Annotated in this window: 28 protein-coding genes, 1 other RNA gene and 1 riboswitch; of the genes, 16 read left to right on the forward strand and 13 right to left on the reverse strand. The window is 64.7% G+C overall.

Annotated elements, in window-relative coordinates; all coding sequences use genetic code 11:
- The 3 genes from DOD19_RS03005 (at position 1) to DOD19_RS03015 (ending at position 2,728) form a co-directional block, all read left to right on the forward strand.
- Positions 1-1,332, forward strand: coding sequence for a sulfate adenylyltransferase subunit 1 (locus tag DOD19_RS03005; RefSeq protein ID WP_024975007.1), 1,332 nt, complete (start codon positions 1-3; stop codon positions 1,330-1,332).
- Positions 1,333-1,388: 56 nt separating this feature from the next.
- Positions 1,389-2,198: a uroporphyrinogen-III C-methyltransferase gene (gene cobA / locus DOD19_RS03010; RefSeq protein ID WP_112183921.1), complete on the forward strand. Its 810-nt coding sequence runs from the start codon at positions 1,389-1,391 to the stop codon at positions 2,196-2,198.
- Positions 2,199-2,326: 128 nt separating this feature from the next.
- Positions 2,327-2,728: a 5-carboxymethyl-2-hydroxymuconate Delta-isomerase gene (locus tag DOD19_RS03015; protein ID WP_112183923.1), complete on the forward strand. Its 402-nt coding sequence runs from the start codon at positions 2,327-2,329 to the stop codon at positions 2,726-2,728.
- 13 nt (positions 2,729-2,741) lie between these two features.
- On the opposite strand, the gene DOD19_RS03020 is transcribed toward DOD19_RS03015, so the two are convergent.
- The 3 genes from DOD19_RS03020 to lptF are packed head-to-tail and all read right to left on the reverse strand — an operon-like array spanning position 2,742 to position 5,424.
- Positions 2,742-3,113 (reverse strand): CbiX/SirB N-terminal domain-containing protein, encoded by a 372-nt coding sequence (locus DOD19_RS03020; RefSeq protein WP_024975010.1) that lies wholly within the window; start codon positions 3,111-3,113, stop codon positions 2,742-2,744.
- A complete protein-coding gene (gene lptG / locus DOD19_RS03025; RefSeq protein WP_024975011.1) occupies positions 3,113-4,306 on the reverse strand; it encodes an LPS export ABC transporter permease LptG in 1,194 nt (397 codons plus the stop codon). The genes DOD19_RS03020 and lptG overlap by 1 nt, the downstream gene beginning before the upstream one ends.
- Positions 4,306-5,424: an LPS export ABC transporter permease LptF gene (lptF, locus tag DOD19_RS03030; RefSeq protein WP_112183925.1), complete on the reverse strand. Its 1,119-nt coding sequence runs from the start codon at positions 5,422-5,424 to the stop codon at positions 4,306-4,308. The genes lptG and lptF overlap by 1 nt, the downstream gene beginning before the upstream one ends.
- Before the next feature lie 114 nt (positions 5,425-5,538).
- Between lptF and DOD19_RS03035 the strand changes: the two genes are divergently transcribed.
- From DOD19_RS03035 to DOD19_RS03045, 3 genes are read left to right on the forward strand one after another with little or no spacing between them, the layout of a single operon-like run.
- Positions 5,539-7,047: a leucyl aminopeptidase gene (locus tag DOD19_RS03035; RefSeq protein WP_024975013.1), complete on the forward strand. Its 1,509-nt coding sequence runs from the start codon at positions 5,539-5,541 to the stop codon at positions 7,045-7,047.
- Positions 7,048-7,069: 22 nt separating this feature from the next.
- The gene (locus DOD19_RS03040; protein ID WP_024975014.1) at positions 7,070-7,498 is read left to right on the forward strand and encodes a DNA polymerase III subunit chi; all 429 of its coding nucleotides are present in this window, start codon (positions 7,070-7,072) and stop codon (positions 7,496-7,498) included.
- Entirely contained in the window at positions 7,495-7,920 is a 426-nt protein-coding gene (locus tag DOD19_RS03045) for a DUF2486 domain-containing protein (protein ID WP_112183927.1), read from the forward strand. Before DOD19_RS03040 ends, DOD19_RS03045 begins: the two co-directional genes overlap by 4 nt.
- A 54-nt stretch (positions 7,921-7,974) precedes the next feature.
- Here the strand turns inward: DOD19_RS03045 and ilvD are convergent, their stop codons facing one another.
- Positions 7,975-9,648, reverse strand: a complete 1,674-nt coding sequence (ilvD, locus tag DOD19_RS03050) for a dihydroxy-acid dehydratase (RefSeq protein WP_024975016.1) — start codon at positions 9,646-9,648, stop codon at positions 7,975-7,977.
- Between the two features lie 128 nt (positions 9,649-9,776).
- Between ilvD and DOD19_RS03055 the strand changes: the two genes are divergently transcribed.
- Positions 9,777-10,721 carry a LysR substrate-binding domain-containing protein gene (locus DOD19_RS03055; protein ID WP_112183929.1) on the forward strand — a complete coding sequence of 315 codons (945 nt, stop codon included), beginning with the start codon at positions 9,777-9,779 and terminating at the stop codon, positions 10,719-10,721.
- Positions 10,722-10,735: 14 nt separating this feature from the next.
- Positions 10,736-11,638 carry a prolipoprotein diacylglyceryl transferase gene (gene lgt / locus DOD19_RS03060; RefSeq protein WP_024975018.1) on the forward strand — a complete coding sequence of 301 codons (903 nt, stop codon included), beginning with the start codon at positions 10,736-10,738 and terminating at the stop codon, positions 11,636-11,638.
- 66 nt (positions 11,639-11,704) lie between these two features.
- Here the strand turns inward: lgt and DOD19_RS03065 are convergent, their stop codons facing one another.
- The 5 genes from DOD19_RS03065 to DOD19_RS03085 all read right to left on the reverse strand — a co-directional run bounded on the left by DOD19_RS03065 (position 11,705) and on the right by DOD19_RS03085 (position 14,202).
- A complete protein-coding gene (locus DOD19_RS03065; RefSeq protein ID WP_024975019.1) occupies positions 11,705-12,406 on the reverse strand; it encodes an SIMPL domain-containing protein in 702 nt (233 codons plus the stop codon).
- Between the two features lie 94 nt (positions 12,407-12,500).
- Complete coding sequence (locus DOD19_RS03070; RefSeq protein WP_112183931.1) at positions 12,501-12,971, reverse strand: EVE domain-containing protein; 471 nt, start codon at positions 12,969-12,971, stop codon at positions 12,501-12,503.
- 155 nt (positions 12,972-13,126) lie between these two features.
- A non-coding RNA gene (gene ssrS / locus DOD19_RS03075) (6S RNA) lies at positions 13,127-13,346 on the reverse strand.
- Positions 13,347-13,561: 215 nt separating this feature from the next.
- Positions 13,562-13,879, reverse strand: a complete 318-nt coding sequence (locus tag DOD19_RS03080) for a cell division protein ZapA (RefSeq protein WP_045202841.1) — start codon at positions 13,877-13,879, stop codon at positions 13,562-13,564.
- 2 nt (positions 13,880-13,881) lie between these two features.
- Positions 13,882-14,202 (reverse strand): hypothetical protein, encoded by a 321-nt coding sequence (locus tag DOD19_RS03085; RefSeq protein ID WP_112183933.1) that lies wholly within the window; start codon positions 14,200-14,202, stop codon positions 13,882-13,884.
- A 167-nt stretch (positions 14,203-14,369) separates the two neighbouring features.
- Positions 14,370-14,621, forward strand: a riboswitch (cobalamin riboswitch).
- 124 nt (positions 14,622-14,745) lie between these two features.
- On the opposite strand from DOD19_RS03085, the gene DOD19_RS03090 reads away from it, so the two are divergent.
- Genes DOD19_RS03090 through cobC form a run of 7 tightly spaced genes read left to right on the forward strand, consistent with a single transcriptional unit; the run spans position 14,746 to position 21,497 of the window.
- Positions 14,746-16,641, forward strand: coding sequence for a TonB-dependent receptor (locus DOD19_RS03090; RefSeq protein ID WP_204360025.1), 1,896 nt, complete (start codon positions 14,746-14,748; stop codon positions 16,639-16,641).
- A complete protein-coding gene (locus DOD19_RS03095; RefSeq protein ID WP_024975024.1) occupies positions 16,638-17,657 on the forward strand; it encodes an iron ABC transporter permease in 1,020 nt (339 codons plus the stop codon). The genes DOD19_RS03090 and DOD19_RS03095 overlap by 4 nt, the downstream gene beginning before the upstream one ends.
- Positions 17,654-18,493 carry an ABC transporter ATP-binding protein gene (locus DOD19_RS03100; RefSeq protein ID WP_112183935.1) on the forward strand — a complete coding sequence of 280 codons (840 nt, stop codon included), beginning with the start codon at positions 17,654-17,656 and terminating at the stop codon, positions 18,491-18,493. Before DOD19_RS03095 ends, DOD19_RS03100 begins: the two co-directional genes overlap by 4 nt.
- Positions 18,483-19,103, forward strand: a complete 621-nt coding sequence (gene cobO, locus DOD19_RS03105; RefSeq protein ID WP_112183937.1) for a cob(I)yrinic acid a,c-diamide adenosyltransferase — start codon at positions 18,483-18,485, stop codon at positions 19,101-19,103. The genes DOD19_RS03100 and cobO overlap by 11 nt, the downstream gene beginning before the upstream one ends.
- A gap of 11 nt (positions 19,104-19,114) precedes the next feature.
- The gene (gene cobT, locus DOD19_RS03110) at positions 19,115-20,161 is read left to right on the forward strand and encodes a nicotinate-nucleotide--dimethylbenzimidazole phosphoribosyltransferase (protein WP_239497951.1); all 1,047 of its coding nucleotides are present in this window, start codon (positions 19,115-19,117) and stop codon (positions 20,159-20,161) included.
- A 2-nt stretch (positions 20,162-20,163) separates the two neighbouring features.
- On the forward strand, positions 20,164-20,934 hold the full coding sequence (locus DOD19_RS03115; protein WP_112183941.1) for an adenosylcobinamide-GDP ribazoletransferase: 771 nt from the start codon (positions 20,164-20,166) through the stop codon (positions 20,932-20,934).
- Positions 20,919-21,497 (forward strand): alpha-ribazole phosphatase, encoded by a 579-nt coding sequence (gene cobC, locus DOD19_RS03120; protein WP_024975028.1) that lies wholly within the window; start codon positions 20,919-20,921, stop codon positions 21,495-21,497. Before DOD19_RS03115 ends, cobC begins: the two co-directional genes overlap by 16 nt.
- Positions 21,498-21,510: 13 nt before the next feature.
- Here cobC and DOD19_RS03125 read toward each other — a convergent pair whose 3' ends face one another.
- From DOD19_RS03125 to cobU, 4 genes are read right to left on the reverse strand one after another with little or no spacing between them, the layout of a single operon-like run.
- Positions 21,511-22,467 (reverse strand): cobalamin-binding protein, encoded by a 957-nt coding sequence (locus DOD19_RS03125; protein WP_112183943.1) that lies wholly within the window; start codon positions 22,465-22,467, stop codon positions 21,511-21,513.
- A gap of 11 nt (positions 22,468-22,478) precedes the next feature.
- Entirely contained in the window at positions 22,479-23,486 is a 1,008-nt protein-coding gene (gene cobD, locus DOD19_RS03130) for a threonine-phosphate decarboxylase CobD (RefSeq protein WP_112184315.1), read from the reverse strand.
- The gene (cbiB, locus tag DOD19_RS03135) at positions 23,483-24,463 is read right to left on the reverse strand and encodes an adenosylcobinamide-phosphate synthase CbiB (RefSeq protein WP_112183945.1); all 981 of its coding nucleotides are present in this window, start codon (positions 24,461-24,463) and stop codon (positions 23,483-23,485) included. Before cbiB ends, cobD begins: the two co-directional genes overlap by 4 nt.
- Positions 24,460-25,035, reverse strand: coding sequence for a bifunctional adenosylcobinamide kinase/adenosylcobinamide-phosphate guanylyltransferase (cobU, locus tag DOD19_RS03140; protein ID WP_112183947.1), 576 nt, complete (start codon positions 25,033-25,035; stop codon positions 24,460-24,462). Before cobU ends, cbiB begins: the two co-directional genes overlap by 4 nt.
- A 61-nt stretch (positions 25,036-25,096) precedes the next feature.
- Here cobU and DOD19_RS03145 point away from each other — a divergent pair, with 61 nt between their 5' ends.
- Entirely contained in the window at positions 25,097-26,593 is a 1,497-nt protein-coding gene (locus DOD19_RS03145; protein WP_112183949.1) for a cobyric acid synthase, read from the forward strand.
- Positions 26,594-26,621 lie beyond the last annotated feature (28 nt).

Below are 26,621 nucleotides of genomic sequence, written 5' to 3' on the forward strand. Positions count from 1 at the left end.
ATGACGACGAATTCGACGCACCCAGCGACGCATCCTGCATCGCACCAAGGCCTGCTGCGCTTCATCACCGCCGGTTCCGTTGACGACGGCAAGAGCACGCTGATCGGTCGCCTGCTGTACGACAGCAAGGCCGTGCTGACCGACCAACTGCAAGCGCTGGCCAACGCCAAGAACAAGCGTACCGCCGGCGAGCAGATCGACTTTTCTCTGCTCACCGACGGCCTGGAAGCCGAGCGCGAGCAGGGCATCACCATCGACGTGGCGTACCGCTATTTCTCGACCGCGCGCCGCAAGTTCATCATTGCGGATACGCCGGGCCACGAGCAGTACACGCGCAACATGGTGACCGGCGCCTCGACCGCGCACGCCGCCATCATCCTGATCGATGCCACGCGTGTGACGACCGTTGACGGCAAGACGGAGCTGCTGGCCCAGACCAAGCGCCATTCGGCCATCGTGAAGCTGCTGGAACTGCAACACGTGATCGTGGCCATCAACAAGATGGATCTGGTCGACTACAGCGAAGCGCGCTTCAACGAAATCCGTACCGCCTACGATGCACTGGCCACGCAACTGGGCTTGCGCGATGTGCGCTACGTGCCGGTGTCGGCCCTGCGCGGCGACAACATCGTGCACGCGTCCGAAGCCATGCCTTGGTATCAGGGCGAGCCGCTGCTGGCGCTGCTGGAAGATCTGAAGGTGGAAGAGACCGCCCCGGCGGGCGACGATGCGCTGCGCTTCCCCGTGCAGCTCGTGGCGCGTCAGGACGGCTCGCAGGCCGATGATTTTCGCGGCTACATGGGCCGTGTGGAAGCCGGCACGGTGCGCGTCGGCCAAGCCGTGCGCGTGCTGCCCGCCAACCGCGAAACCACGGTGGCCGAAGTGCTGACGCCCAATGGCGCAGCCGATTCTGCCGGCCCCGGCGAGACCATCACCGTGCGCCTGGCCGATGACGTGGACATCTCGCGCGGCGACACGATCGTCGCTGCTCCGACGACTGCCGCCAACGCAGCCAAGAAGCTGCATGCCGACCTCTGCTGGTTTGACGCGCATGAGCTGAACCCGGCCCGCAAGTACGTGCTTAAGCACACTACGGCCACCGTGTTCGCACGTGTGTCGGATGTGGAGCGCGTGCTGGACGTGCATACGCTGTCGCACGAAACCGGCCGCAAGCAGATCGCACTCAACGATATCGGTACGGTCAACATCAGCCTGCAGAAGCCGATCGTCTGCGATGCGTATGGCGACAACCCGGCCACCGGCGCGTTCATCCTGGTGGACGAAGCCACGCACCACACGGTGGCAGCTGGCATGATCCGTGCATTTTCCTAACGTGGATGGGGCGCGGTAAGCTGCGCCCCGCAGGAAAAAGCAAAGGAACCTAGGCAATGGAAGCGAAGACCCCCAAAACACTCGGCCGCGTGAGCCTGATTGGTGCGGGCCCCGGCGCCGCGGACCTCATCACGGTGCGCGGTGCACGATTGTTGGGCGAAGCCGAAGTCGTGCTGCATGACGCACTGGTCTCGCCGGAGGTCTTCCAGTATTGCCCGCAGGCTGTGCTGATTGCAGTCGGCAAACGCTGCGGCAAGCGTTCGACCGCACAGCGCTTCATCAATCGCCAACTCGTCGATCTGGCCACCAAATATCAGCGCGTCGTGCGCCTGAAGGGCGGTGATCCGATGCTGTTCGGCCGTGCTGACGAGGAGCTGCAGGCGCTCGAGCAAGCCGGCATCGACTACGAAATCGTTCCAGGCATTACGGCAGCGCTGGCAGCCGCCTCCGCGATCCGTCAGCCGTTGACCAAGCGCGGTGTCGCGCGCAGCGTCGCGTTTGTTACGCAAGCCAAGGCTGCTGATCCCGACACGCCGCAACCCGAAGGCGTCGTGCCGGAACCCGTTGCGCAGGCCGATTCGCTCGTCTACTACATGGGCCGGGATCAAGCTGCCTCCATCGCTGCGGACCTGATCGCCCGTGGCCGCGCACCGTCGACACCCGCTTGGGTGGTCGAGGCCGCAACAACGCCCGAGCAGCGCTCGGCATGCTTCACCCTTCAGCAGATGGCCGATGGCGCCGCAGCGGAGTGGATCAACCCAGAGCATCCGAGCCTGCTGATGATCGGTGACGCGTTTGCCGCGCGGGCATCGGCGGCAGCGCCCGAACTGGCGCTCGACATGCATCCCCATAGCCTGGCCGCCTGAGCTGCGCTCAGCGCGCCGGCGCTTTCTCTCTCCCCTGTTCAAGCAATCAAAACTGCCCGGTGCAGCGATAAAGCTGCCGGGCATGAGATGCTTTGACATATTCCATTCTCCGGGGGGAGATCTGTGCCATGCCGCACGTCATCATCGAATACACCGCCAATGTCGAGGCCGATGCGCGCATTCCTGAGCTGATGCGCGTGCTCAACGATGTGCTGATCGGCTACGCGGATGTGTTTCCCACCGGCGGCATCCGTACGCGCGCGCTGCGCCTTGACCAGTACCGCATGGCCGACGGCGCGGAAGACGACGCCTTCATCCACGTGACCTTCCGCATCAAGGCGGGCCGGCGCAAAGCTGTGACGGGGTCGATCTGCGCGGCGATGTTCACCGCCATGCGCGCGCATCTGGTCGACGTGTTTGCGCGCCGTTATCTCGGGCTGACACTGGAGCTGGTGGAGTTCGACGCGCATGGCTTTCACGTCGAAAACAACGTGCACGCGCGCTTCATGCGCATGGCAGAACCGCAGTGAGGCGACGTCTGGCTTAGCCGAGTTGGCGGACGCAGTAACCCGCGATGGCGTCGAGCACGGCGTCGTCTTCGCCAACGGCATCGGCGCAGCGGATGGAGAGGGAGGGATGAGCCTGCGCGCATTGCGCGACCAGTGCAGGCAGATCGCGCCGCAAGTGGCCGCCCTGGCCAAAGAACACCGGCACGATGGTGACACTCCGCGTGCCATTTGCGGCCAGATCATCGATGGTGCCAGGCAGATCGGGCGCCATCAGTTCGAGAAAGGCTAGGCGCGTGTCGACGTCGGGCTGCTGCGTAGCCAAACACGCGCGCAGGCGGTCGAACGGTTCACGCCAGCGGGCATCGCGCGCGCCGTGTGCAAAGAGGACAAGCGCCCGGTCAGCCATCAGTGGCGCTCCACCCAGCGCAGGCTGACCAGCGCCAGTGCCAGATACAGCGCGCCCGGCACGATGGCCGTAAAGATGGCCGGCCACGTATTCAGCAGGCCGACGTGCGAGAAGAGGTTGTTCACCAGTTGGAATGACAACCCCAGCATGATGCCGCCGAACACCTTCAGGCCGACTGCCCCGGCACGTGCATGCAGATACGCAAAAGGCAGGGCCAGCGCCATCATCACCAGCACAGTGAACGGATAGACCACCTTCTTCCACAGCGCGATCTCGTAGCGCTGCGTGTCCTGCTTGTTGTCGCGCAGGTGGCGGATGTACTGGAAGAGGTCCAGCGTAGCCATGCGGTCGGGGGTGACCATCAGCACCGACAGAATCTGCGGCGTGAGCTCAGAGCGCATCTCCTGCTGCGGCAGTTTGATCTGCTCGCCGCGGAAGTCGGGCGCCAGCGCATCGGGTGCGCCGGGCACCGCCTGCACGGTGTCCTGTGGGGCCACTGTGCCGGGCTTGCGCGGGAACTCAATGAAGCGCGTTTCCGTCACGCCGTTCAGTTGCCAGTTCTGGTGGCCCTGGTAGCGCGCCTGCTCCGCCACGCGGATCGAACTTAGGCGGTAGTCCGAATCGAATTCATAGATGCGCAGGCCTTTGATGGATTGGTCCGGCTGCAGCGCGCCGACGTTGACAAAGCGGGTGACTTCGCCGCCCGTGCCGTCGGGCTTGGCGGGGCCGCGATCCTTGACCCACACGCCCGAGCGGAAGCCGGCCGACACCGTCGCGCCCAGCGCTTCCAGCCGTACCTTCTGTGCGTACTCTTCCGCTTTCGGCCCGATGAATTCACCGAAGATGTACGTGACAAGCGCCAGCGGCAGCGCAATCTTGAACAACGACATCAGCGCACGCCGCGTATCAAGCCCTGCCACGCGAAAGATCGTGAACTCCGACTGGCTCGCCATCTGCGAGAACACATAGATGGCGCTGATGAGCGCAGCCACCGGAATCACTTCGTACACACGCGTCGGCGCCTGCAGCATCACGTGGAAGAACGCGACGAGCGTGGTATAGCGTCCGACCACCGAGCCCAGTTCGCCCAGCATGTCGAAGAAGATAAACAGTGCCAGCACCGCAAACAGGATGAAGACGAACACGCCGTAGATCTGACGCGCGAAGTACTTCTCATAGACCGGCATCTTCATCACGCACCCGCCTTCTTGGGTGAGAAGCCGAGCAGGGCGGAAATCCCCTTCAGGCCGGCCGCGCTGTAGTGGCGGAAGCGGAACAGCAGCACCGCGCAGATGAAGGCAGCGAGGTGGATCGGCCACCAAGCCATGAACACGTTCATCTTGCCCTGAGAGACCCACGCCTGCGACAGGTTCAGCAGGTTCGAATACGTCAGGTAGATCAACACCGCAAAGATCATCGGTGTGTAGCGGCCCAGGCGCGGGTTGACGTAGGCCAGCGGAATCGCAATCAGCACGAAGTTCAACGCCAGCAGCGGCAGGCCGATCCGCCAGACCAGTTCACCGAGGTTCTCGGGCGTCGGGTTGGCGAGCAGTTCCCGCGTCGAGCGGCTCTTGGTCGGCAGGCTGGCATCTGCTTGCGGCGGCTTGTTGGCGACCTTCACGCCGTATTTGTCGAATTCGACGATGCGGTAGTCGAGCTTGCCGGGCGTGCCTTCATAGCGGCGGCCCTTGTCGAGTACGACAAAGCGGTCGCCGTTGGGCATGGTCTTGAATTCGCCGGTCTTGGCCATCGCCACGCCGATCTTGTCCTGCTCGGCATTGGCGACGAACAGGTTACGGGCGTGCTTCATGCCGTTATCGACGCCCTCGATGAAGAGGACGTAGCTGCCGTGCGCGGGCTCGATGAAGCGGCCGGCTGAGATCATCGACAGCACATCGCGCTGCTCGAAGCGATCTCGGAACAGCGCACTCTGCTGATTGGCCCACGGCCAGCCGAACAGCGCCAGCAGCGCCACCAGCACGATGAACGGCAGCGAGAAACGCAGCACGGGGCGGATGAAATCCGTCAGGCTGATGCCCGAGGTGAACCACACCACCATCTCGGAATCCTTGTACCAGCGCGTCAGCACCAGCAATACCGAGATGAAGAGCGTGGCGCACAGGAGAATCGCCAGGTAGCCTAGCGTTGCCAGGCCGATGAGGAGCAGGACGTCGTTCGGGTTCGCTTCGCCGTTGGCGGCCATGCCGAGAATGCGGATCACCAGGGTGGTCAGCATGAACGTCAGCAGCACGAGGAAGACGGCGCCGGCGGTGAATGACAGCTCGCGTCGCAGGGCTTGTTCAAAAATCATGCGGATGCGGGATGGGAGGGCGAGGTCATAGCCGGTGTACGTTCCACCGGAGCCCCTGCGCAAAATGGCGGATAATGTGGGCTTTCGTTGACTCGCCTCATAGAGAGAAGCGCGATGGAATTTAGCACAAAAGCCCTGGATTGGGCCAAAGCGGGCGCCCTGGCTGCCAAGAGCGATTGCCTCGTGATCGGTCTGTTCGAGTCGCAGACCCTGGCTGGTGCTGCAAAGGCGCTGGACGTGGCCACCAAGGGCTTGGTTGCCCGCCTCGTCAAGCTGGGCGACTTTGAAGGCAAGCGCGGCACGTCGCTGCTGTTGCACGAAGTGGCCGGCGTGGGCGCTGCCCGCGTGCTGCTGGTCGGTCTGGGCAAGGAAGCCGACTTCACCGATCGCGCCTACGCCGAAGCCGTGCGCACCGCACTGCGCGCGCTGGCCAGCACCAAGGCCACCAGCGTGACGTGGGCGCTCACCGAGCACACCGCGCGCGACAAAGACACCGCCTGGGCGGTCTTGACCGCCGTCACGCTCATCCGCGAGGCCAGCTACCGCTTCATCGAGCGCCATCCGGAGCTCAAGAGCAAGCGCGACAAGAACGGTACGAGCCTGCGCAAGGTCGTCCTGACCGTATCTGCAGCCGATGCCAAGGCTGCCAGCGTGGCCGCAGCGCGCGGCACCGCCATCGCCAACGGCATGGACCTCACGCGTGATCTGGGCAACCTGCCGTCCAACATCTGCACGCCGACGTACCTGGCCAACACCGCACGCCAGATCGCCAAGGATTTCAAGCTCAAGGTGGAAGTGCTTGGCCGCAAGCAGATCGAAGCCTTGAAGATGGGCGCCTTCCTGGCCGTGACGAAGGGCAGCGTCGAGCCGCCGGCATTCATCGTGCTGCGCTACGAGGGTGGCCCCGCCAAGCAGGCCCCGGTGGTGCTGGTCGGCAAGGGCATCACGTTTGATACGGGTGGCATCTCGCTCAAGCCGGGCGAGGGCATGGACGAGATGAAGTACGACATGTGCGGCGCCGCTTCGGTGCTGGGCACGCTGCGTGCTGTGGCCGAAATGGGACTCAAGCAGAACGTCATCGCCGTGGTGCCGACCTGCGAGAACATGCCCAGTGGCGTTGCCACCAAGCCGGGCGACGTTGTGACCAGCATGTCGGGCCAGACCATCGAGATCCTGAATACCGACGCCGAAGGCCGCCTGATCCTGTGCGATGCGCTCACCTACGTGGAGCGCTTCAAGCCGGCGGTGGTGATCGACGTGGCAACGCTCACGGGCGCCTGCATCATCGCGCTCGGCCACATCAACACCGGCATGTACGCCCGCAGCGACGCGCTGGCGGGCGCGCTGGTGGCGGCCGGCAAGCAATCGCTCGATACAGCGTGGCGCATGCCGCTGGATGAGGAATACCAGGAGCAGCTCAAGTCCAATTTTGCCGATATGGGCAACATCGGCGGCCGTCCGGCCGGCAGCGTGACGGCTGCCTGTTTCCTGGCGCGCTTTACCGAAAAGTACGACTGGGCCCACCTGGACATCGCCGGCACCGCTTGGAAGAGCGGCGCGGCCAAGGGCGCCACGGGCCGCCCGGTGCCGCTGCTGACGCGCTTCCTGATGGACCGCGGTTGATTGGCAGAGGTAAAAGCACCGTATGACTCGCGTCGACTTTCACAGCAACGTGCCCGGCAAGCTGGCCTATGCCTGCCGGCTCGTGCGCAAGGCCTACGGCGCGGGCCAGAAAGTGATCGTGGTCGGAGATCAGGCTGCGCTGCAAGCGTTCGACACGCAGTTGTGGACGTTCAGCCAGCTCGATTTCCTGCCGCACTGCGGCCTGAGGCATCCGCTGGCCGCGCAGACGCCCATCCTGTTGGCCGATGCATCCGAGCCGCTGGACGACGCGCCGCATCACGACATTCTGGTCAATCTGTCGCCTGAACCGCCGGCGCTGTTCGCGCGCTTTAGCCGGTTGATCGAGATCGTTGGCGATGACGACGCCGATCGCGCCGCTGCGCGCGATCGCTTCCGGTTCTACCGCGATCGCGGCTATCCGATCCAACATCATGACGTGGGGCGCGCATGACCGACGGACGCTATCCCGGGTCCTACGCGGACAACAACATCCCTGTTCTGACGGAAATTGTCGAATTGGAGGATGTGGCGCCTACGGCCGCGCCTGCCGCGCCGCTGCCCGCCACGACTGAAGCCGGCAACGTGGACATCCCGCCCGCCCTGCGCGAGCAAGGCCTTGCACCCACTTCGGCCATGCCTCCCGAAGGGACCGATGCCGCCCGCGTGATGGGCGACGTGATGTGGCGTTTCCAGTCCGAGTGGCCGGCGTTGATCGAAGCGCAGTGTCGCGCAGCCATGGAATCACGCCTGTCACTGTTGAGCGAACAGCTCGCCGCTGACCTGACCCGCACGCTGGAGGCCCGCCTGATGGATTGGCTGGGCGCGGCGTTGGACGATGCGCTCGCCGCGCAGCAGAAGCCCCCGCAGCGCTGATCGCACAAAGAAAAACCCGCCGTCTGGCGGGTTTTTTGTTGGTGCTGCTCGAACTCAGTCCGTTACCGCGCCCTTGCTGGCCGTTGCTGCCAGTTTCGCAAACTTTGCCAGCACGCCACGCGTATAGCGCGGCGCTGGCTGCTTCCACGCGGCGCGGCGGCGGGCAAGCTCATCGTCTGGCACGTTCAACTGCAACAGGCGCTGATGCGCGTCGATGGTGATTGAATCGCCTTCGTGCACCAAGCCGATCGTGCCGCCCACGTACGCTTCCGGCGCGACGTGGCCGACCACCATGCCCCACGTGCCGCCCGAGAAGCGTCCGTCGGTGACAAAGCCGACCGACTCGCCCAGGCCCTTGCCGATGATGGCTGAGGTCGGGGCCAGCATCTCCGGCATGCCGGGGCCGCCCTTCGGCCCCAGATAGCGCAGCACGAGGATGTCGCCGGCCTTGATCTGGTCGCTCAGGATCGCGCTCATCGCGCTTTGCTCGTCGTCGAACACGCGCGCCGGGCCGGTGATGACAGGATTCTTCAGGCCGGTGATCTTCGCCACGGCGCCTTCTTCGGCCAGGTTGCCTTTCAGGATGGCGAGGTGGCCTTCCTTGTAGAGAGCTTTGTCGATCGGCAGGATCACGTTCTGATCGGCGCGCGGTTGGTCGGGAACGTGCGCGAGTTCTTCAGCCAGCGTTTTGCCCGTGATGGTGATGCAATCCCCGTGCAGCAGGCCGGCGTTGAGTAGCAGCTTCATCACCTGCGGAATGCCGCCGGCCTCGTGCAGGTCGGTCGCCACGTATTGGCCTGATGGCTTGAGGTTGCAGATGACGGGCACGCGCTGGCGCACCCGCTCGAAGTCATCGATCGTCCATTCCACTTCCGCCGCGTGGGCGATGGCCAGGTAGTGCAGCACGGCGTTGGTGGAGCCGCCGGTGGCCATGATCACGGCTACGGCGTTTTCGATGGATTTGCGCGTGATAATGTCGCGCGGCTTCAGGTCGCGGCGCACGGCTTCGACCAAGACGCGCGCGGATTCGGCTGCGCTGTCGACCTTCTCCTGATCGGGATTGGCCATCGTCGACGAATACAGCAGCGACATGCCGAGCGCTTCAAACGATGAACTCATCGTGTTGGCCGTGTACATGCCGCCGCACGACCCGCTCGACGGGCAGGCGTTTTTCTCGATGCCCTCGAAGTCTTCCTCGCTCATGCGGCCGGCGGTAAATTCGCCCACGGCCTCGAACGATGAGACGATGGTCAAATCCTTGCCCTTCCAGTGGCCCGGCTTGATGGTGCCGCCGTACACATAAATGCCTGGCACATTCGTGCGCGCCAGGGCGATCATGCCGCCTGGCATGTTCTTGTCGCAGCCGCCGATAACGACGACACCATCCATCCATTGGCCGTTGACGCAGGTCTCGATGCAGTCGGCAATCACCTCGCGCGAGATCAGCGAGAACTTCATGCCTTCCGTGCCCATCGACATGCCGTCGGAAATGGTCGGCGTGCCAAAGATTTGCGGATTCGCGTTGGCGTCCTTTACTGCAGCCACGGCGGCATCGGCCAGCTTCTGCAGGCCCGAGTTGCACGGCGTGATGGTCGAATGGCCGTTGGCCACGCCGATCATCGGATTGTTGAAGTCGTCTTTCGTGTAGCCCAACGCGTAGTACATCGAGCGATTGGGCGAGCGTGCCACACCTTGGGTGATGTGCTGCGAACGCTTGTTGTCTGGCATGGTGGTCTCCGTGGGGGCGGCACTATTGTTGTAGTCAACAGCTTGGCGCCCAGCATGCACTTGGAGAAATGGTGCGTCAAATATATTATTGATTGATTATTGATTCGAAAAATATATCAATCGCCGATATGGATCTGCGCCAGCTTCGCTACTTTGTGACCGTTGCAGAGGAATTGCATTTCGGGCGCGCCGCCGAGCGTCTTTCGATGACGCAGCCGCCGCTGTCGCAGCAGATTCGCGCGCTGGAAGACGAACTCGGGGTCACGCTGTTTCATCGCACGCAGCGCTCCGTGGCGTTGACGGCCGTCGGTGCGCGCTGGCTGGTCGAGGTGCGGCGTGTGCTTGCCGAGGCGAATGCGCTGCCCGGTCTGGCGCAGCGGCTGGCGCGCGGGGAGGTTGGCTCGCTGTCGCTGTCCTTCGTCAGCACCGCCGATTACGGCATCCTGCCCGCCTTGCTGCGGCACTTTCGCGACGCGCGGCCCGAGGTGCAGCTTCTGCTGCGCGAGGCCACCAGCGATGTGCAGATCGAAGCGCTCCTGGCCGGCGATGTGGACGCGGGTGTCGTGATCGCGCATCACGCTGGCTCGGTGCCCGGCGAGCTGGAATACCGCCCGCTGGTGCGCGAGCGCCTTGTGCTGGCGGTGCCCGCATCGCGCGCAGCGCAATGGGGCGTGGTGCCGGGCCAGCCCATTGCCTTGGCGGATGCGGCGGCCGAATCGCTCATCATCTTCCCGCGCCGGTCCGCGCCTGCGCTGTATGACATCATTACCGGCTATCATGCCGCGCACGGCGGCCGGCCAGGAGAATCTGGGGCCGCGATGCGCATTGGCCAGGAAGCCATCCAGATGCAGACCATCGTCAGCCTGGTCTCCGCTGAGATGGGGATTGCGCTGGTCCCGGCATCGCTATGCAACCTGCAGCGGACCGGCGTGGTCTATCTCGAACTTGCCGCGCCAAGCCCGTTCATCGAGACCGGGCTCGTGTGGCGGCGAGATGCGGCTTCGCCGGTGCTGCCGTGGTTCGTGGCCAGTGCCGAAGCTGTTGCCAAGCTGCAAGAAGACAACCAAACCTGAAACCCACAGGATTCATGCTCATCCATCCGCAATTCGACCCCGTCGCCCTGCATCTGGGGCCGCTCGCCATCCGCTGGTACGGCCTGATGTATCTGGCGGCGTTCATCATGTTCCTGTGGTTCGGCCGCCTGCGCACGCGCCAGCCACACATCGCCGCCGAAGGCTGGACCGGCCGCGACCTCGACGACATGCTCTTCTACGGCGTGCTGGGCGTGATTCTGGGCGGGCGCCTGGGCTACGTGCTGTTCTACAAGCCCGACTGGTATTTCGCCCACCCGCTCGACATCTTCAAGGTTTGGGAAGGCGGCATGGCCTTCCACGGCGGCTTCCTCGGTGTGGTCGTCGCGATGATGCTGTATGCGCGCATGCGCGGCCGCTCGTGGATGCAGGTGACCGACTTCATCGCGCCGATGGTGCCGTGCGGCCTCGCAGCGGGGCGCCTTGGCAATTTCATCAACGGCGAGCTGTGGGGCCGTGTGTCGTCGCCCAATCTGCCTTGGGCGATGATGTTCCCGCAGGCGCAGGGCGAAGACCGGGAGTGGCTGCTCTCGCACGCGCAAGAGGCCGTCACCAGCGGCGTGCAAGCTCTGTTCGACCAGTACCACATGCTGCCGCGCCACCCCTCGCAGATCTACCAGTTCCTCGGCGAGGGCGTGCTGTTCTTCATCCTGCTGTGGCTGTACGCGCGCAAACCGCGACCGATGGGTGCGGTGTCTGGCGCATTCCTGCTCGGCTACGGCGTGTTCCGCTTCATTGCGGAGTTTGCCCGCGAGCCGGACAACTTCCTCGGCCTGCTGGCGGCGAACCTGTCGATGGGGCAGTGGCTGTCGTTGCCGATGATCCTGATCGGCATCGCCATGCTGGTCTGGTCGTATCGTCGTGCAGGCAACGGCGAAAAAAGCCAGGCGCACGCCTGACGCTGCTACCGCACAAAGAAAAAGCCACCGAACTTCGGTGGCTTTTTTCATGGAGTGGCTCGCTGCTTATTTCAGCATCTGCACGGCACCGGAAACGGTCACCGTCACCTGGGCCTTGCCGCCCTCGATGGGCACCGGCGCCGAATCGTACGACGCCGGAGCCGCTGCCATGCGCATCATCGGACGCGGGCCCGGGTTGTTGCTGCCCTCGCTCACATGCACGTCGCGGATCGTGTAGCTCGTGTAGCCGAACAGCTTGGTGGTCGTCAGTGCTTTGTCGCGGAACGAATTCACGGCCTGATCGATCAGTTTGGCTTCCGCCGCCGAGCGTGCCTCGCGCGAGAGCGTGAAGTTCACGTTCTGCACCTGCATCTGGTTGGCCAGTTGGCCCGCCAGCTTGGACGCCGCAGCAAAGTCCTTCGATGTGATGCGCACTTCCGCACGGCCACGCCAGACGCTGATCTTGCCGTTGCGATCGGTGTTCGGATAGATGTTGAAGCCGCCTGTCTCTGCCTGTACGCCGGACGTGCGTTTTGCCTGGTTGATCACCTCATCGGCCTTTCGCGACAGGGCCGTGGAGATCGCGCCCGGGTCCGCGCCTTCCTGCTCGGCGCCCAGTGTGAGCGTGACGGTGTCGGTCGGCACTTCGGCCACGGCCTGCGCATCCAGCGACAGCACGCCCGAATGATTCGTTTCAGGAGCAGCTTGTGCGAAAGCAGTCGTCATGATTGCAGTCCCCAAAATGGTTGCGGCCAGGACAGATTTCATTGTGTTCTCCCAAAAAAGCAATGTGATGCGTCTGACTGGCTGTTACGCGCATCGTTCATCACGTTTGTAACAATTCCCCGCCGATGCCAACCATTCACTCAGGATCGCGCATCAATTTGGTGGTGATGTAACGCCACTGCGCAGGTGTGACGGGTGTGATCGACAGGCGGTTGCCGCGTTGCAGCACCGTCATGTCGGCGAGCTGTTCCTGCGCACGCAACGTGGGCAGATCAATCAGCGCGCATTTGCGCACGAACTTCACGTCGACGAGCATCCAGCGCGGCGCTTCGGGCTTCGATGCGGGGTCGTGGTAATGGCTCTTGGCGTCGAACTGCGTGGGATCGGGATAGCTGGTCGAGAAGACTTCCGCCAGCCCCGCGATGCCGGGTTGCGGACAAGACGAGTGGTAGAACAGCACGCCGTCGCCGATGCGCATGCGGTCGCGCATGAAGTTGCGTGCCTGATAGTTGCGAACGCCGGTCCAGGGCAGCGTGTCTTCGGCGTGCAGCGTATCGATGCTGGCCTCGTCGGGCTCGGACTTCATCAACCAGTACTGGGTGGCCATCGTGTGGGGCGCGCGGGCGACGTGCGGGGAGGTGACGGTGTGCGCAGCATAGCAACACGGCCGCGGCCTCGCCATTAGCGGTGCGGTAATGGCGGGTGTATCGAGGATAGGCAAAGAAAAAGGCGGTAGCGCACATGTGCACTACCGCCTTTTGTTGGGTCCCCACCTTGGCCGCTAGACCCGCATCCTGAACCCAAGTGAGGTTCAGAGTGGCAGCGGAAGCCGCATTTTGGGTACATCACCAGCACAGGGAGCCCACGACTTGCGTCGCACGCTATGCACTGGAAGACGCGCTCGCCCACACGGCATATCCCGCACCAAGCAATGCTTATCGGTTCAAGGAATTAATGGCCATGGCGAACCAGGCAGGGAAACTGTCAGACGCATCATCACGCTGTGTTTCGAGCGCATGGCGATGCGTCTGAAAGATTCATCGCCGGCAACCGTTTTTCTCTACTCTATAGCCGCTAAAGCCTTATGCTGCAAGGGTTTGCGGGAGATTCCGGAAGCCATTGGGTGACACTATACACCCGTTCGCATCCGAACCCAAGCCCGGATGCGATCCGGTTACAAACACGTTTTGTACTGAGTCAAATGACTTCGCCGTACTGGCGCAGCGCCTCGTCAGTGCGGGCGTTCAGGTCGGCCAGTTTGGCGCGAATCGAGTCGATCGGCAGGGCGGAATCGGACGCGGCCTGGCGTTGCATCGACAGCAAATCCGACGCGATGCTAATGGCGGCCATCACGGCAACGCGCTCGATGCCCTTGGTGTTCGAGCCGTTCTTGATGCGCGTCATCTGATTGTCGACCATGGCTGCGGCTTCACGCAGGGCCGCTTCGTTATCGACCGAGACGGCAAACTTGTAGGGCTGCCCGGCGATGTTCACTTCAATTTGCTTGCTGCTCATGCTTAGGTCTCCGAATGCGGGGCGGGGGCGGCCGTTGTTTCATCGGCGCCTGCGGCCTGGCCGAGGAGGTCAAGCTGGCGCGCGTCGGTAGCCGTGGGCAGCTTGTCGAGAATCGATTGGATGCGCAGTTGCGCTTCTTCGATCTTGGCATTGAGCACGCTGCGATCGGCGACCATCGCGTCGCGCTCGGTCTTGGAGGCATCGGCTTCCGCCTGAAGCCGCTCGACTTCGGCGTGCAGGCGCTGGTTCTCGGCGGCTAGCGCATCGGCGTGACGCAGCACGCGCGCGATCTTGCCGGCAAGTTGTTCGAGTTCGTTCAGCATTGGGTGTCAATCAGAATCGAGTGGGGGGATTTTAGCCGATCATGCGCGTCGCGCCTGTCCTCCATACGGATGCGCGAGTTGCGGCGGCATGAGGCGACGCAGCGGGCACAAAGGGCGAAGGGTGTGTTTTTACCGCGACTTGGGCGGGTTTAGCGTGCCTTTTCCGTTAAACTTCGCGGCGTCCTGGTGCCCGCAGCACCATCTGCAGTTAAACGGGAAGCAGGGAGCGCGCGCCCCAAGCGATGCGCCAACCTGCGCTGCCCCCGCAACGGTAAGCGAACGTCGCGTGTGCCTGCCATCTCGCCAAGAAGAAGATGGGTACCGCGCGGTCTGTCCATACGCCACTGTTCCTCTGGGAATGGGAAGGCGGGCAGGCCGCTTCGCCAGCCCGGATACCGGCCAGGACGGTGGATCTCAGAGCCGATGTGAAGCCCCGGAGGGAACCGCATCGAGATCCTGCTGCCAGCGACCTGCGGGGGAACGGGTCCGGCTGACGCTTCTTGTCTTTTCAACATGAGCTTGACTACAAAGCGGCCACTCCGAATGCCCCGGACGGCCATGCGCGCGCTTGCCAGCGCACTAACGGGGGTCATGGCAGGTGCAGTCGTGCCGGCCTGGGCACAAAGCAATACACCGGCAGCCAGTACGCCCGTGGGTGAACTGAATCCGACGGTGGTGACGGCCTCGCGCAGCGAGCAGCCCCTGTCGGATGCATTGCCGCACACGACGGTCATCAGCCGCGCCGATATCGAGCGCTCGCAGGCGCCGGACGCGGTGACGCTGCTGCGCCGCGAGGCCGGCATCGAAATCGCGCAGAACGGCGGGCCTGGCACCAACGCCAGCCTTTTCATGCGCGGTGCCGGTTCCAATCAGACGCTGGTTCTCATTGATGGTGTGCGGGTGAGTTCCGCCACGCTGGGGGCCACGCAGATCGATCAACTGATGGCCGACCAGATCGATCATATCGAGGTCGTTCGCGGCAACGTGTCGGCGCTATATGGTTCCGACGCGATTGGCGGCGTGGTGCAGATCTTCACGCGCAGTGGCAAGGGACATGCCCCATTGGCCAACGCAGAGATTGAGTACGGCGCACGCAACACCAAGCGCGCGCAGGCGGGTATCAACGGCTCGCTGGGCGAGCGCGGGGATACGTCGTTCGCTGTGTCAGTGTCGGAGTTCAAGACCGACGGGTTCTCTGCAATCAACCCACTGCAAGCCAAGAATGCCAACCCGAACGACAACCCTTATACGAACAAGAGCGTGTCGGCGCAGTTGTCGCATCGCCTTTCCGCGGATTGGCAGGCAGGGCTGACGTACTTTCAGACCTGGGGCGACGCCAGTTACGACAGCGGTTTTGGCAGCTCGACCGATATCAATATTGCGCATAACCAGGTGCGGTCGATGTCGGCCTACCTGGATGGCAAGGTCACGCAGGATTGGAAGACGCGCCTGACGCTCTCGCAAGGCGACGACAAGAACGTCAATTTCAATAACGCCGTACAGAACGGTCGCTTCAACACGCGCACCCAGCAGGCGAGCTGGCAGAACGATTGGGCGTTCATGCCCGAGCAGTTGCTCAAGGTGGGCTTGGAGCACGCGCAAACTACTATCGACAGCGATGCGTATGACGCGCCCACCCGCCGTGTCGATTCGGCTTACTTGGGCTACGAGGGCACGTTTGGCCCGCACCAGCTGCAGTTGAACCTGCGCCGTGATCGCTACTCGGATTTCGGTAGCGCCAACAGCTATTACGCGGGTTACGGCTTTGCATTCAACCCGCAGTGGAAGGCTGTGGCGAGCGTAAGCAACGCCTTTCGTGCGCCGACGTTCAACGATCTGTACTACCCCAACTACGGCAACCCGAACGCGCAGCCTGAGAAAGCGCGGTCGGTGGAAGGGGGAGTGGAATATAGCGGCGCGATCGGCCTGGTGCGCATGACGGTGTTCGAGACGGACTACAGCAACCTCATCACCTCGCAGTGCGATGCGGCGTTCAACTGCATCGCCGCCAACGTGAACCGCGCGCGTGTGAATGGGCTGGAAACCTCGTACCGCGGTGCGATCTATGGCGTGGATGTGCGTGCCAGCTTTACCATGCAGAACCCGCAGGACTTGTCGGCCACACCGAATCAAGTGCTGCCGCGCCGCGCACGGCACTTCGGTAGCGTGTATTTGGGCAAGACCATTGGACCATTCTCTGCAGGTGCGGAATGGAACGCGAGCGGCGATAGGCGCGATTCGTCGTTCTCGTCCAACGTAATGGGCGGCTATGGCATGGTGAATCTGATGGGGCGTTATCAAATCACGCCGGATTGGGCATTGTCGGCGCGCTTGGAGAATCTGTTCAACAAAAGCTACCAGACAGCGTATAGCTACAACACACCTTCGCGTGGAGTGTTCTTCACGCTGTCGTGGCAACAGCACGAACCGAAGCGATGACAACACCTGCACTGCGCGCACGCGGTTTTGCCTGGCGACTGTGGTCGCTGCTGGCGCTTGCGTGCGTGGCGGTGCTGGTAGCGTCATTGATGCTCGGCAGTGTGAAGCTGTCGCCCGCTGAAGTCTGGCGGGCCCTCTTCTTTGGCAATAGCGGTGGCGATGGCCTGGCTGCAGGCATCGTCACCGAGTTACGCTTGCCGCGTGCGGGCGCTGCATTTGCTGCCGGCGGGCTATTGGCCTTTGCCGGAGCGCTCATGCAGATGCTGCTGCGCAATCCGCTGGCCGATCCGTATGTGCTGGGCGTGTCCGGCGGCGGGGCAGTGGCGGCACTTACGGCGATGTTGTTTTCGCTGCCTTGGTGGGCAGTGCAGACAAGTGCTGGAGCCGGGGCATTGCTGTCGATGGCGCTGGTGGCGGCGTTGGCGCGTCAGCACCTGTGGCGCGGCGAGCCCGGCGAGGCCAATGCCCGCTTGCTGCTCGGTGGCGTGGTGATGGCTTCCGGCTGGGTCGGCCTGATCACGCTTATCTTGACGGTGGCGCCCGAGAATAAGCTGCGCGGCATGATTTTCTGGATGGTCGGCGACCTCGGTGGCGCCGATCGTTATGCTGGTGCATTGGTGGCGCTTGTGGTGGCGGTGGCCGTGGTGTTGCCGCATGCGCGCGACCTGAACGTGCTGCTGACCGGTGAAACTCGCGCCCGCGCGCTGGGTGTGCCGGTGGCGCGTGTGCGCGCGTTGATCTACGTGGTGGCGTCGCTGTGTACGGCAGTGGCGGTTACGATTGCAGGCTCGGTGGCCTTTGTCGGCCTGCTGGTGCCGCACATGGTGCGCCTGGCGTGGACCCGCGACGTGCGCATCCATTTGCCCGCTACGGCGATGGCCGGCGGGGGCCTTCTGATGCTGGCCGACCTGATCGCCCGAACGCTGATCGCCCCAACGCAGCTGCCCGTGGGCGTGATCACCACCCTGCTGGGGGTTCCGACGTTTCTTTACCTGCTGATGCGGAGCGCGCGATGAGTTGGTGGCGCCGCCCACGTCCTGCACCGGATGCATTCGCGCACTTGGACGCAGCGCCGGAACTCGCGCTGCACGATCTGCGGGTGACCATCGATGGGCGCGTGTTAATCGAGCGGTTGTCGATGACGGCGACCGCGGGCCAGCTCTGGTGCGTGGTCGGGCCGAACGGCGCGGGCAAGTCGACATGGCTTTCCGTACTGGCGGGCTTGCGCTCGCCAGACGGCGGCAGCGTCACGCTCGATGGCGTCCCGCTTGCCGATTGGCCGGCGCTGGCGATGGCGCGTCGTCGCGCGTTTCTGCCGCAGACCTTGCATGACACCTTCCCCATCACCGTTTACGACGCCGTGATGACCGGCCGCCACCCGCATCTCGCGCGCTGGGAGTGGGAGGGCGACGCCGATGCCAGCGCCGTGGATGCAGCGGTGTCTGCGCTGCAGTTGCAGTCGCTGGCACAACGCGATGTGCGCACGCTTTCCGGCGGTGAACGTCAGCGCGTGGCGATGGCTGCCGTGGTGGCACAGGAGGCGCGCGTGCTGCTGCTCGATGAGCCCGTCGCGCACCTTGACCTGCATCAGCAGGTTGCCGTGCTTCGCCTGCTGCGCGAAGGCTGCCGCAAACACGGCTGGCTGGTCGTTCTGACCGTGCATGACTTGAACCTCGCACGCCGCTTTGCTACGCACGCGCTGCTGATGGACGGCGCGGGGCACACTACCTCGGGCATCGCGGCCGATGTGCTCACCGCCGAGCACTGCGCGCGCGTGCTGCGCACTCCTATTGCCGAGGTGGCCGACGGCTGCCATACGGCCTTGATTCCCGGTGATTCCGATGACGACTGAAGACAACGATGACGCGCTGAACGAACGCCACCGCTCGCGCATGCAGCGCAAGAAGGCCGTAGTGGATACCAAGATCGCCGCCGCCACCGACGTGCGCGGAGTGCTGCTCGTCAACACCGGTAACGGCAAAGGCAAATCCAGCTCCGGCTTTGGCATGGTGATCCGTGCCATGGGCCACGACATGCAGGTCGGTGTGGTGCAGTTCATCAAGGGAGCGATCCCGACGGGCGAGGAGCGTTTCCTACGCCGTTTTCCCGAGCAATGCAGCTTCCACGTGATGGGCGAGGGCTACACGTGGGAGACGCAGGACCGCACGCGCGACATTGAAAAGGCGCAAGCCGCATGGGCCTGCGCGCGCGAACTCTTGAACGATCCGACCATCGGCCTGGTGCTGCTGGATGAACTGAACATCGCGCTCAAACACAACTACCTTGACGTGCAGACCGTGCTGGCCGATTTGCGCGCGCGGCCGCCGGTGCAGCACGTGGTGATTACCGGGCGCGGCGCGCCGCCCGAATTGATCGGCGCCGCAGATACCGTCACCGACATGACGCTCGTCAAGCATGCGTTTTCCCAAGGCATCCAGGCGCAGCCGGGAGTCGAACTGTAATGAACCAAGCCATGCACATTCCACCATTTGATGATGCGTTGCGCGCGCGCCTGCAGGCCGCCGTCGACAGCAAGACCAAGCCGCTCGGCGCACTGGGCCGGCTTGAATCGCTGGCCGTGCAGATCGGCCTGGTCCAGAACACCGATACACCGCAGCTGACGCGCCCCGCAATTGTGGTGTTTGCCGCAGACCACGGCATCGCCCACGCTGGCGTGAGCGCATACCCTCAAGCGGTGACCGCGCAGATGGTGCTCAACTTCATCGCGGGTGGTGCGGCTGTCAATGTGTTCTGCCGTCAGCATGGGTTTGCATTGGAGGTGGTGAACGCCGGTGTTGCCACACCGTTGTGGACGGCGGATACGCCGGGCCTGGTCGATGCTCCTGTCGGCCCCGGCACGCGCAACTTCGCTGACGAGGGTGCTGCGCAAGCCGCCATGACCGCCGACGAGCGCGACCGCGCCATGGCCCTCGGCGCGCAGCGCGTGGCACACCATGCGGCGCTCGGCACCAACGTGATCGCACTGGGCGAAATGGGCATCGCCAACACGGCGTCTGCCGCATGCCTGATGGCGCGGTTATGCGATTTGCCGGTCGCGCAATGCGTTGGCCGCGGCACCGGGCTCGACGATGACGGCCTAGCCCACAAGCGTGCCGTGCTGGAGGCGGCGATGGCCAAGCATGCTGACGTCCGTGAGCCGCTGGACGTGCTTGCGTGCTTCGGCGGTTTTGAGGTCGCGGCGATGGTGGGTGCGGTGCTTGAAGCGGCGCAGCGGCGCATGGTCGTCCTCGTCGACGGGTTCATCGCCACGGCCGCAGTTCTGGTGGCGGCACAGGTAGCGCCCGACGTACTGGGCTATTGCGTGTTCGGGCATGTGTCGGACGAGCGCGGGCATCGTGCGCTGCTGGAGGTGCTCGATGCGCGGCCGCTGCTGTCGCTGTCATTGCGGTTGGGGGAGGGCAGTGGCGCGGTGCTGGCGTATCCGGTGGTCGTGTCAGCGGTGGCGTTCCTGCGCGAGATGGCGACCTTCGCCAGCGCAGGCGTGAGCGAGCGCGCATAGCCATGAACGCCTTGCGTGAACATTGGCAAGCGCTGTGGACAGCGGTCGGGTATTTCACCCGCATCCCTGTGCCGGTGTCGGTTGGGTTCTCGCAAGCAGGGTTGAATCGCGCGGCGCGCTACTTTCCGCTGATCGGCTGGCTGGTGGGCGCCGTAGCAGCATCGGTGTATTGGCTTGCGTCGCGCACGGTGCCCGCGTCAGGTGTGGCGGTGGCTGTGTCGATGGTGGCTACGTTGTTGCTGACCGGAGCGTTTCATGAAGACGGTCTCGCCGATTGCGCAGACGGCTTTGGCGGTGGCTACACGCCGGAAGATCGGCTGCGCATCATGCACGATTCGCGCATCGGTGCGTTCGGGGCGATTGCCGTGTGCATGGCGTTGCTGCTGAAGTGGCAATTGCTGAGCGCGATGGCGCCGCATGGCCTCGCCATCCTCGTTGCAATGGTGAGCGCGCATGCTGCAAGCCGCGCGGCGGCCGTCAGCTACCTGCTCACCCACGACTACGTGCGCGCTGAAGGCAAGGCCAAGCCAGTTGCGCAACGCATGCGATGGAGCGATGCCTTGTGGGCCGGCGTGTTCGGCATCGCGCCTCTGCTGTGGTTCGGGCCGATGTGCACGGCGCTCGTTGTCGTCGGGTTGATCGTTGCGCGCTGGCTGCTGGGTCGATATTTCGTGCGCCGCATCGGCGGCATCACGGGGGATTGTCTGGGGATGGCGCAGCAGATGTTCGAGGTGCTGATTCTGTGGGGGCTGCTGGCATGGATGTCATCCTGATCCGCCACGCGCGGCCAGCCATGACGGCGGGTCTCTGCTATGGCCGTACCGATCTGGAGCTGGCTTCGCCGATGGACCCCGAGCCTTCGGCCATCGTCGAGAAACTCGGCGCGCACACTCCACATCGCCTGTTGGCGAGTCCGTTGCAACGCAGCCGCCTGACGGCCGAAGCCCTAGCGCAAGCGGCTCAACTTCCCACGATCGAAATCGATGCGCAATTGATGGAACTCGATTTTGGCGCCTGGGAAGGCTGCCAGTGGGATGACATCCCGCGCGCGGAAATTGACCAGTGGGCGCGCGATCTCGTGCACGGCAATCCGCATGGCGGGGAATCGGCGGCAGATTTGCTGGCGCGCGTGACGACCTGGGCCGAGGCAACAAGCGAAACGCCCGCGCCTTGCGTGTGGGCGGTGACGCATGCCGGCTGCATGCGTGCGCTGGCGGCGCATTGGTTGCAACGGCCGTTGGCCGAGACGCTGCAATGGCCGCTGCAATGGGGGGCGGTCTGCGGCTTTCGCGTGCAGCCCGGCGCGTTACCGGTGCTGCTGTTCTGGAACCGTTGACCGGCGACGCGGTTCAGCGACTTAACCCGTTGGTGGTTTGTGAACCGAGGCGCCGCATGCGGGCTTGTTCCAAGTCTTCGCACAACAGCGTTGCCGCTTCCACCAGGCGTGGTCCGAACCGGTTGATCAGGTCGCCGTTGATGGTGAAGAGGTTGCCGCGCTGCACGGCCAGCAATTGCGGCCAGCGCTTCCACGCGTCGAGCGTATCGATGGGGCGGCTGCCTTGTGTGGCGCCCATGCTCGCGGTCAGCAACACTTCGGGGTTCGCTGCGATGACGGCTTCCGGCGAAACGGTCGGCACCAGCAAGGGCTCGCTGGCAAACACATTGCGGCCGCCGCACAACGTCAGCATGTCAGAGAAGATGTGCTGGCCGTTGAGCGTCATCAGCGGCTGTTCCCATACCTGGTAGAACACCGAAACCGGCGGTCGGCTAGCGTAGCGCTGGCGCAGCGTATCGGCGCGTAGGCGAAACTGCTGGGCCGCGTCGTGCGCGCTGGCACGGGTGTCGAGCAGCGTACCGAGTGCCTCGATCGAGCGCGGAATATCGCTCATGCGATGCGGCTCGGAGAAGAACAACGGAATGCCCAGCGCACGCAGCCGGTCGATCTGCTTCTGCGCGTTGCCGTGACGCCAGACCACCACCAGATCGGGCTTGAGGGCGGCGATGCGCTCCAGATCGAGCGAGCGGTTATCGCCGACGTGAGGAATGTCGCGCGCGGGTGGCGGGTAGTCGCTGTAAGCCACGGTGCCGACGATGCGTGCGCCGCCGCCGGCCGCGAACAGCAGCTCGGTCGCATGCGGCGCGAGACTGACGATGCGTTGCGCGGGGCGCTGCAGCGTAACGGTGGCACCGCTATCGTCTGTGACGGAAATGGCGGCAAGTGCCGGTGTGGCAGCGATCGTGAGCGCAATGGCGGAGAGGCCGCACGCATACAGGCGACGGGCGAGACGAGATAGACGAACGGGCATCGGGGGGCAGGTCAAGCGGAGCGCGACAGCGATGCTAGCGCATCGGCAAAGCGTTGCCATCCGGTTTCATCCGGGGGCAGGCCGAAGCGCAAGCCGCTGATGGGCGCATCGAACAGGCGGGTCCAGATGCCGAGGCGCGCTAGGCCTGCATGGAGCGCTCGCGCATGTGGGGCGTGTGCCCAGGCAAACAGCGGTGTGGCGGCATTCGGCAGGCCGTGGCGATCCAGCAACGCCGAGAGCCGCGCCCCCGCATCCCGCAGTTGCGCGCGCGTTGAAACTTGCCAGGCGGTATCGGCCAGCGCTGCACGCACCACGGCACGGGCCGGGCCGTTGACCGTCCAGTGCCCCAGCGCCTCGCGCAGCGGGCACAGCAGCTCAGGCGCCGCCAGCGCGAAGCCGATGCGGGCGCCCGCCAGCCCGTAGAACTTTCCGATCGAGCGCAGCACCACGAGCCCCGGCATTCCAGCCAGGGGCGCCAATGTGGGGCCATCGTCGAACGCTTCGATAAAGGCCTCATCCACGATCAACGTACCGCCGCGCGCATGCAGGCGCGTATGCCAATCGCGCAGGGTTTCTGCCGGCAGCACGCGCGCCGTCGGGTTGTTCGGGTTGACGACAACCAGGTGCTGCACGTCGTTTGGCAGGTCGCCGAGGAAGGCGGCTTCGGGTAGGGGCACGACGTCGTGGCCGGCGCGCGCAAAGGCGGGCGCGTATTCGCTGTAGCCGATCTGCGCGATGCCGGCACGCCCACGTGGCAGCAGGGTCGGCAGCGTGCGGATTGCTGCCTGGGAGCCCGCAACCGCCAGCACGGCGCGCGCGTCGATCACGCCGTAGTGCGCGGCGGCCTGCGCTTCGAGGCCATCGTCTTCGGGCAGGCGCAACCAAGCATCGGGTGGGATCGGCGGGATGGGGTAGCCGTGCGGGTTGATGCCTGTGGACAGGTCAAGCCAGCCGCCGGCAGGCTCTCCGTACAGCGTGCGTGCGGCCGCGAGATTGCCGCCGTGGACGATTGCGGTCACGACAGGCCCCACGCCAACGCTGCACTCAAGCCGAGTGCGCCGAGCCACAACCACAACGTACGCGACACGAGCGTCAATGCCCGCGCGATATCGGTTGCGGTCGCCGGCTGGCCGGTGCCGAGCGAAGGGCGCGCTTCTTCCACGCCTTCGTAGCGTGCGGCGCCACCGAGCTGAACGCGCAGGCTGCCCGCGCCTGCGGCCATCACGGGGCCGGCGTTCGGGCTCGACCATTGCGGGGCTTGCGTGCGCCAGCAGCGCAGCGCATCGGCCGTGTGGCCAAGCAGCGCGTAGCTGATTGCCGTGACTCGCGCGGGAATCCAGTTGAGCACGTCGTCGATGCGTGCGGCCGCCCAGCCAAAGCCGGTAAAGCGCGCATTGCGGTAGCCCCACATTGCATCAAGCGTATTGGCCAACCGATACAGCACCACGCCCGGCGCGCCCGCCACCACAAGCCAGAACAGCGGCGCGAAGACGGCATCGCTGCCGTTTTCCAACGCTGATTCCACCGCGGCGCGGGCGATGGGCTCATCCGCGGCTTGTGTGAGGTCACGCGAGACGATGCGCGAGGCGAGGGCTCGTGCGCGGGGCAGATCCGCATCGCGCAGCGCAAGCGCTATCGGCGCGATGTGGTCATGCAGACTGCGCGCGCCGATGGCGAAATAGAGTGCGATGGCATCAAGCGCCGCCACCCGCCATGGCGACACATCACGCATCATGACGACGAGCCATCCCGCCAGCAGCACGAACGGCAGCACGGCGAGCGCCCATGCAAGGAGACCGACGATGCGCGACCACGCCAACGCAGCCGGTGCGCGGTTCATGCAGCGCTCAATCGCAGTGGCGACGTGTCCAAAGCCGACCAGCGGATGCCAACGCGGCACCTCGCCGAACAGCCGGTCGAGCAGCACGCCCGCGAGCGCGGCCAGCGTCACGAGCGGCCACCCAAGATCGAATACACCGCCCGACAACACGCTCACGTTGCTGCGCCGAGTGACGGCCCTTTCACCACCATCGGGATGCCGGCCACCAGCAGATGCACGTTGTCGGCCAGCGCGGCCAGACGTTGGTTCAGCCGGCCCAGCTCATCCACGTAGAAACGTGTGACGGCGCCCATCGGCACCACACCCAGGCCGATCTCGTTGCTCACGAGGATGACCTCGCCAGGCAGCAGCGGCAGCGCGGTGAGTAGCGCATCGATCTCGGCTGTCCAGGCTTCGGGTGGCGTGACGAGGCCCGTCTCGGGGTATTCGTGGTGCTCTGAGAAGAGCAGATTGTTGAGCCACAGCGTCATGCAATCGACCAGCACGCAGCCACCGTGCTGCGCGTGCGTGTAGAGCGCTTCGGCCAGGCGCACGGGCTCTTCGACCAGCCCCCAATCGGCCGGGCGTCGCGCGCGGTGGAGGGCCACGCGCAATTGCATCTCTTCGTCGCCCTCGCCGGCGGTGGCGACGTACGTGACCGGCCCCGCGCATTGCAGCGCGAGCTGTTCGGCGTGGTGGCTCTTGCCCGAGCGGGCACCACCGAGGACGAGGGTGAGGCGGCGTGACATTCCAGCATTTTAGCGGGGGCGCGGCGGTCAAGCGCAACAAGGTGGGTGCGATAATCCGCGCATGTCGAAAGCTCCCTTTCCTGTGCCGGCGGACACGCTTCGGGGCACGCTGATGATCCAGGGCACCACGTCCGACGCTGGCAAGAGCACGCTGGTCGCCGGCCTGTGCCGCGTTGCGCGTCGCGCCGGTGTGCGCGTGGTGCCGTTCAAGCCGCAGAACATGGCGCTCAATAGCGCCGTCACCGCAGACGGTGGCGAGATCGGCCGCGCCCAGGCGTTGCAGGCGCAGGCGGCGGGCGTCGCCCCCACGGTCGACATGAACCCCGTGCTGCTCAAGCCCAACAGCGACACCGGCGCGCAGGTCATCATCCACGGTCAGCCGCGCTGTGACCTCGACGCACGCGCGTATCACGACTACAAACCCACCGCCATGGCTGCCGTGCTTGAATCGCACACGCGTCTGCGCGCGCACTACGACCTCGTGCTCGTGGAGGGCGCCGGCAGCCCGGCGGAAGTCAACCTGCGCGATCGCGATATCGCCAACATGGGTTTTGCCGAAGCCGTCGATTGCCCCGTTGTGCTCGTCGCCGACATCGATCGCGGGGGCGTGTTCGCGCACCTTGTCGGCACGCTCGCGTGCTTGTCTGACAGCGAACGCGCGCGCGTGGGCGGCTTCATCATCAACCGGTTTCGCGGCGATGTTTCTCTGCTAAGGCCCGGGCTCGACTGGCTGACCGCGCAGACGGGCAAGCCGGTGCTTGGTGTGCTGCCGTATCTGCATGGTCTGCACCTCGACGCAGAAGACGCGGTGCAGACCGTGCAGCGCGCAGCCTCGGCCGATGCACTGCGCGTCGTCATTCCGGTGTTGCCGCGTGTGTCCAACCACACCGATTTCGACGCGCTGCGCGCGCACCCGCAGGTGGATGTCCGTCTGGTCGGCCCCGGCCAGCCAATTCCGCCGGCCGACCTCATCATCCTGCCCGGCAGCAAGAGCGTGCAGGCCGATCTTGCCTGGCTGCGTGCCAATGGCTGGGAAGCGGCCATCGCGCGGCATCTGCGCTATGGCGGCAAGCTGATCGGCATCTGCGGCGGCATGCAGATGCTCGGGCGGCGCTTGCGTGATCCGCACGGGCTGGAAGGCGCAGCAGGCAGCGTCGAGGGTTTCGGCTATCTCGATTTCGAGACGACGCTGGAGGCTGCCAAGCAGTTGCGTCAGGTGCGCGGCATCCTGACGGAAAGCGGTGCGGCCATCGCCGGCTACGAAATCCACATGGGCGTGACCGAAGGCGCGGCGCTCGCGCGCCCCGCCGTGCAACTCGACGATGGTCGCGCAGATGGCGCGATCTCCGCCGACGGGCAAATCCTCGCGACTTACCTGCACGGCTTGTTTGACGCGCCCGAGGCGTGCCGAGCGTTGCTTGCCTGGGCCGGCGTGCGGGATGCGCAGGCGCAGGATTACGCCGCATTGCGTGAGGCATCGCTCGAACGTCTTGCCGACACGTGCGAAGCGCATCTGGATCTCGCCGCGCTCTTCCGAACGCTGCCACGTGCAGGCTGAGCCATAATTACCGGATGGGCAGATCCGC

The organism is Ralstonia sp. GX3-BWBA (assembly GCF_003290055.1).
Classification (GTDB): Bacteria; Pseudomonadota; Gammaproteobacteria; order Burkholderiales; family Burkholderiaceae; genus Ralstonia; species Ralstonia holmesii.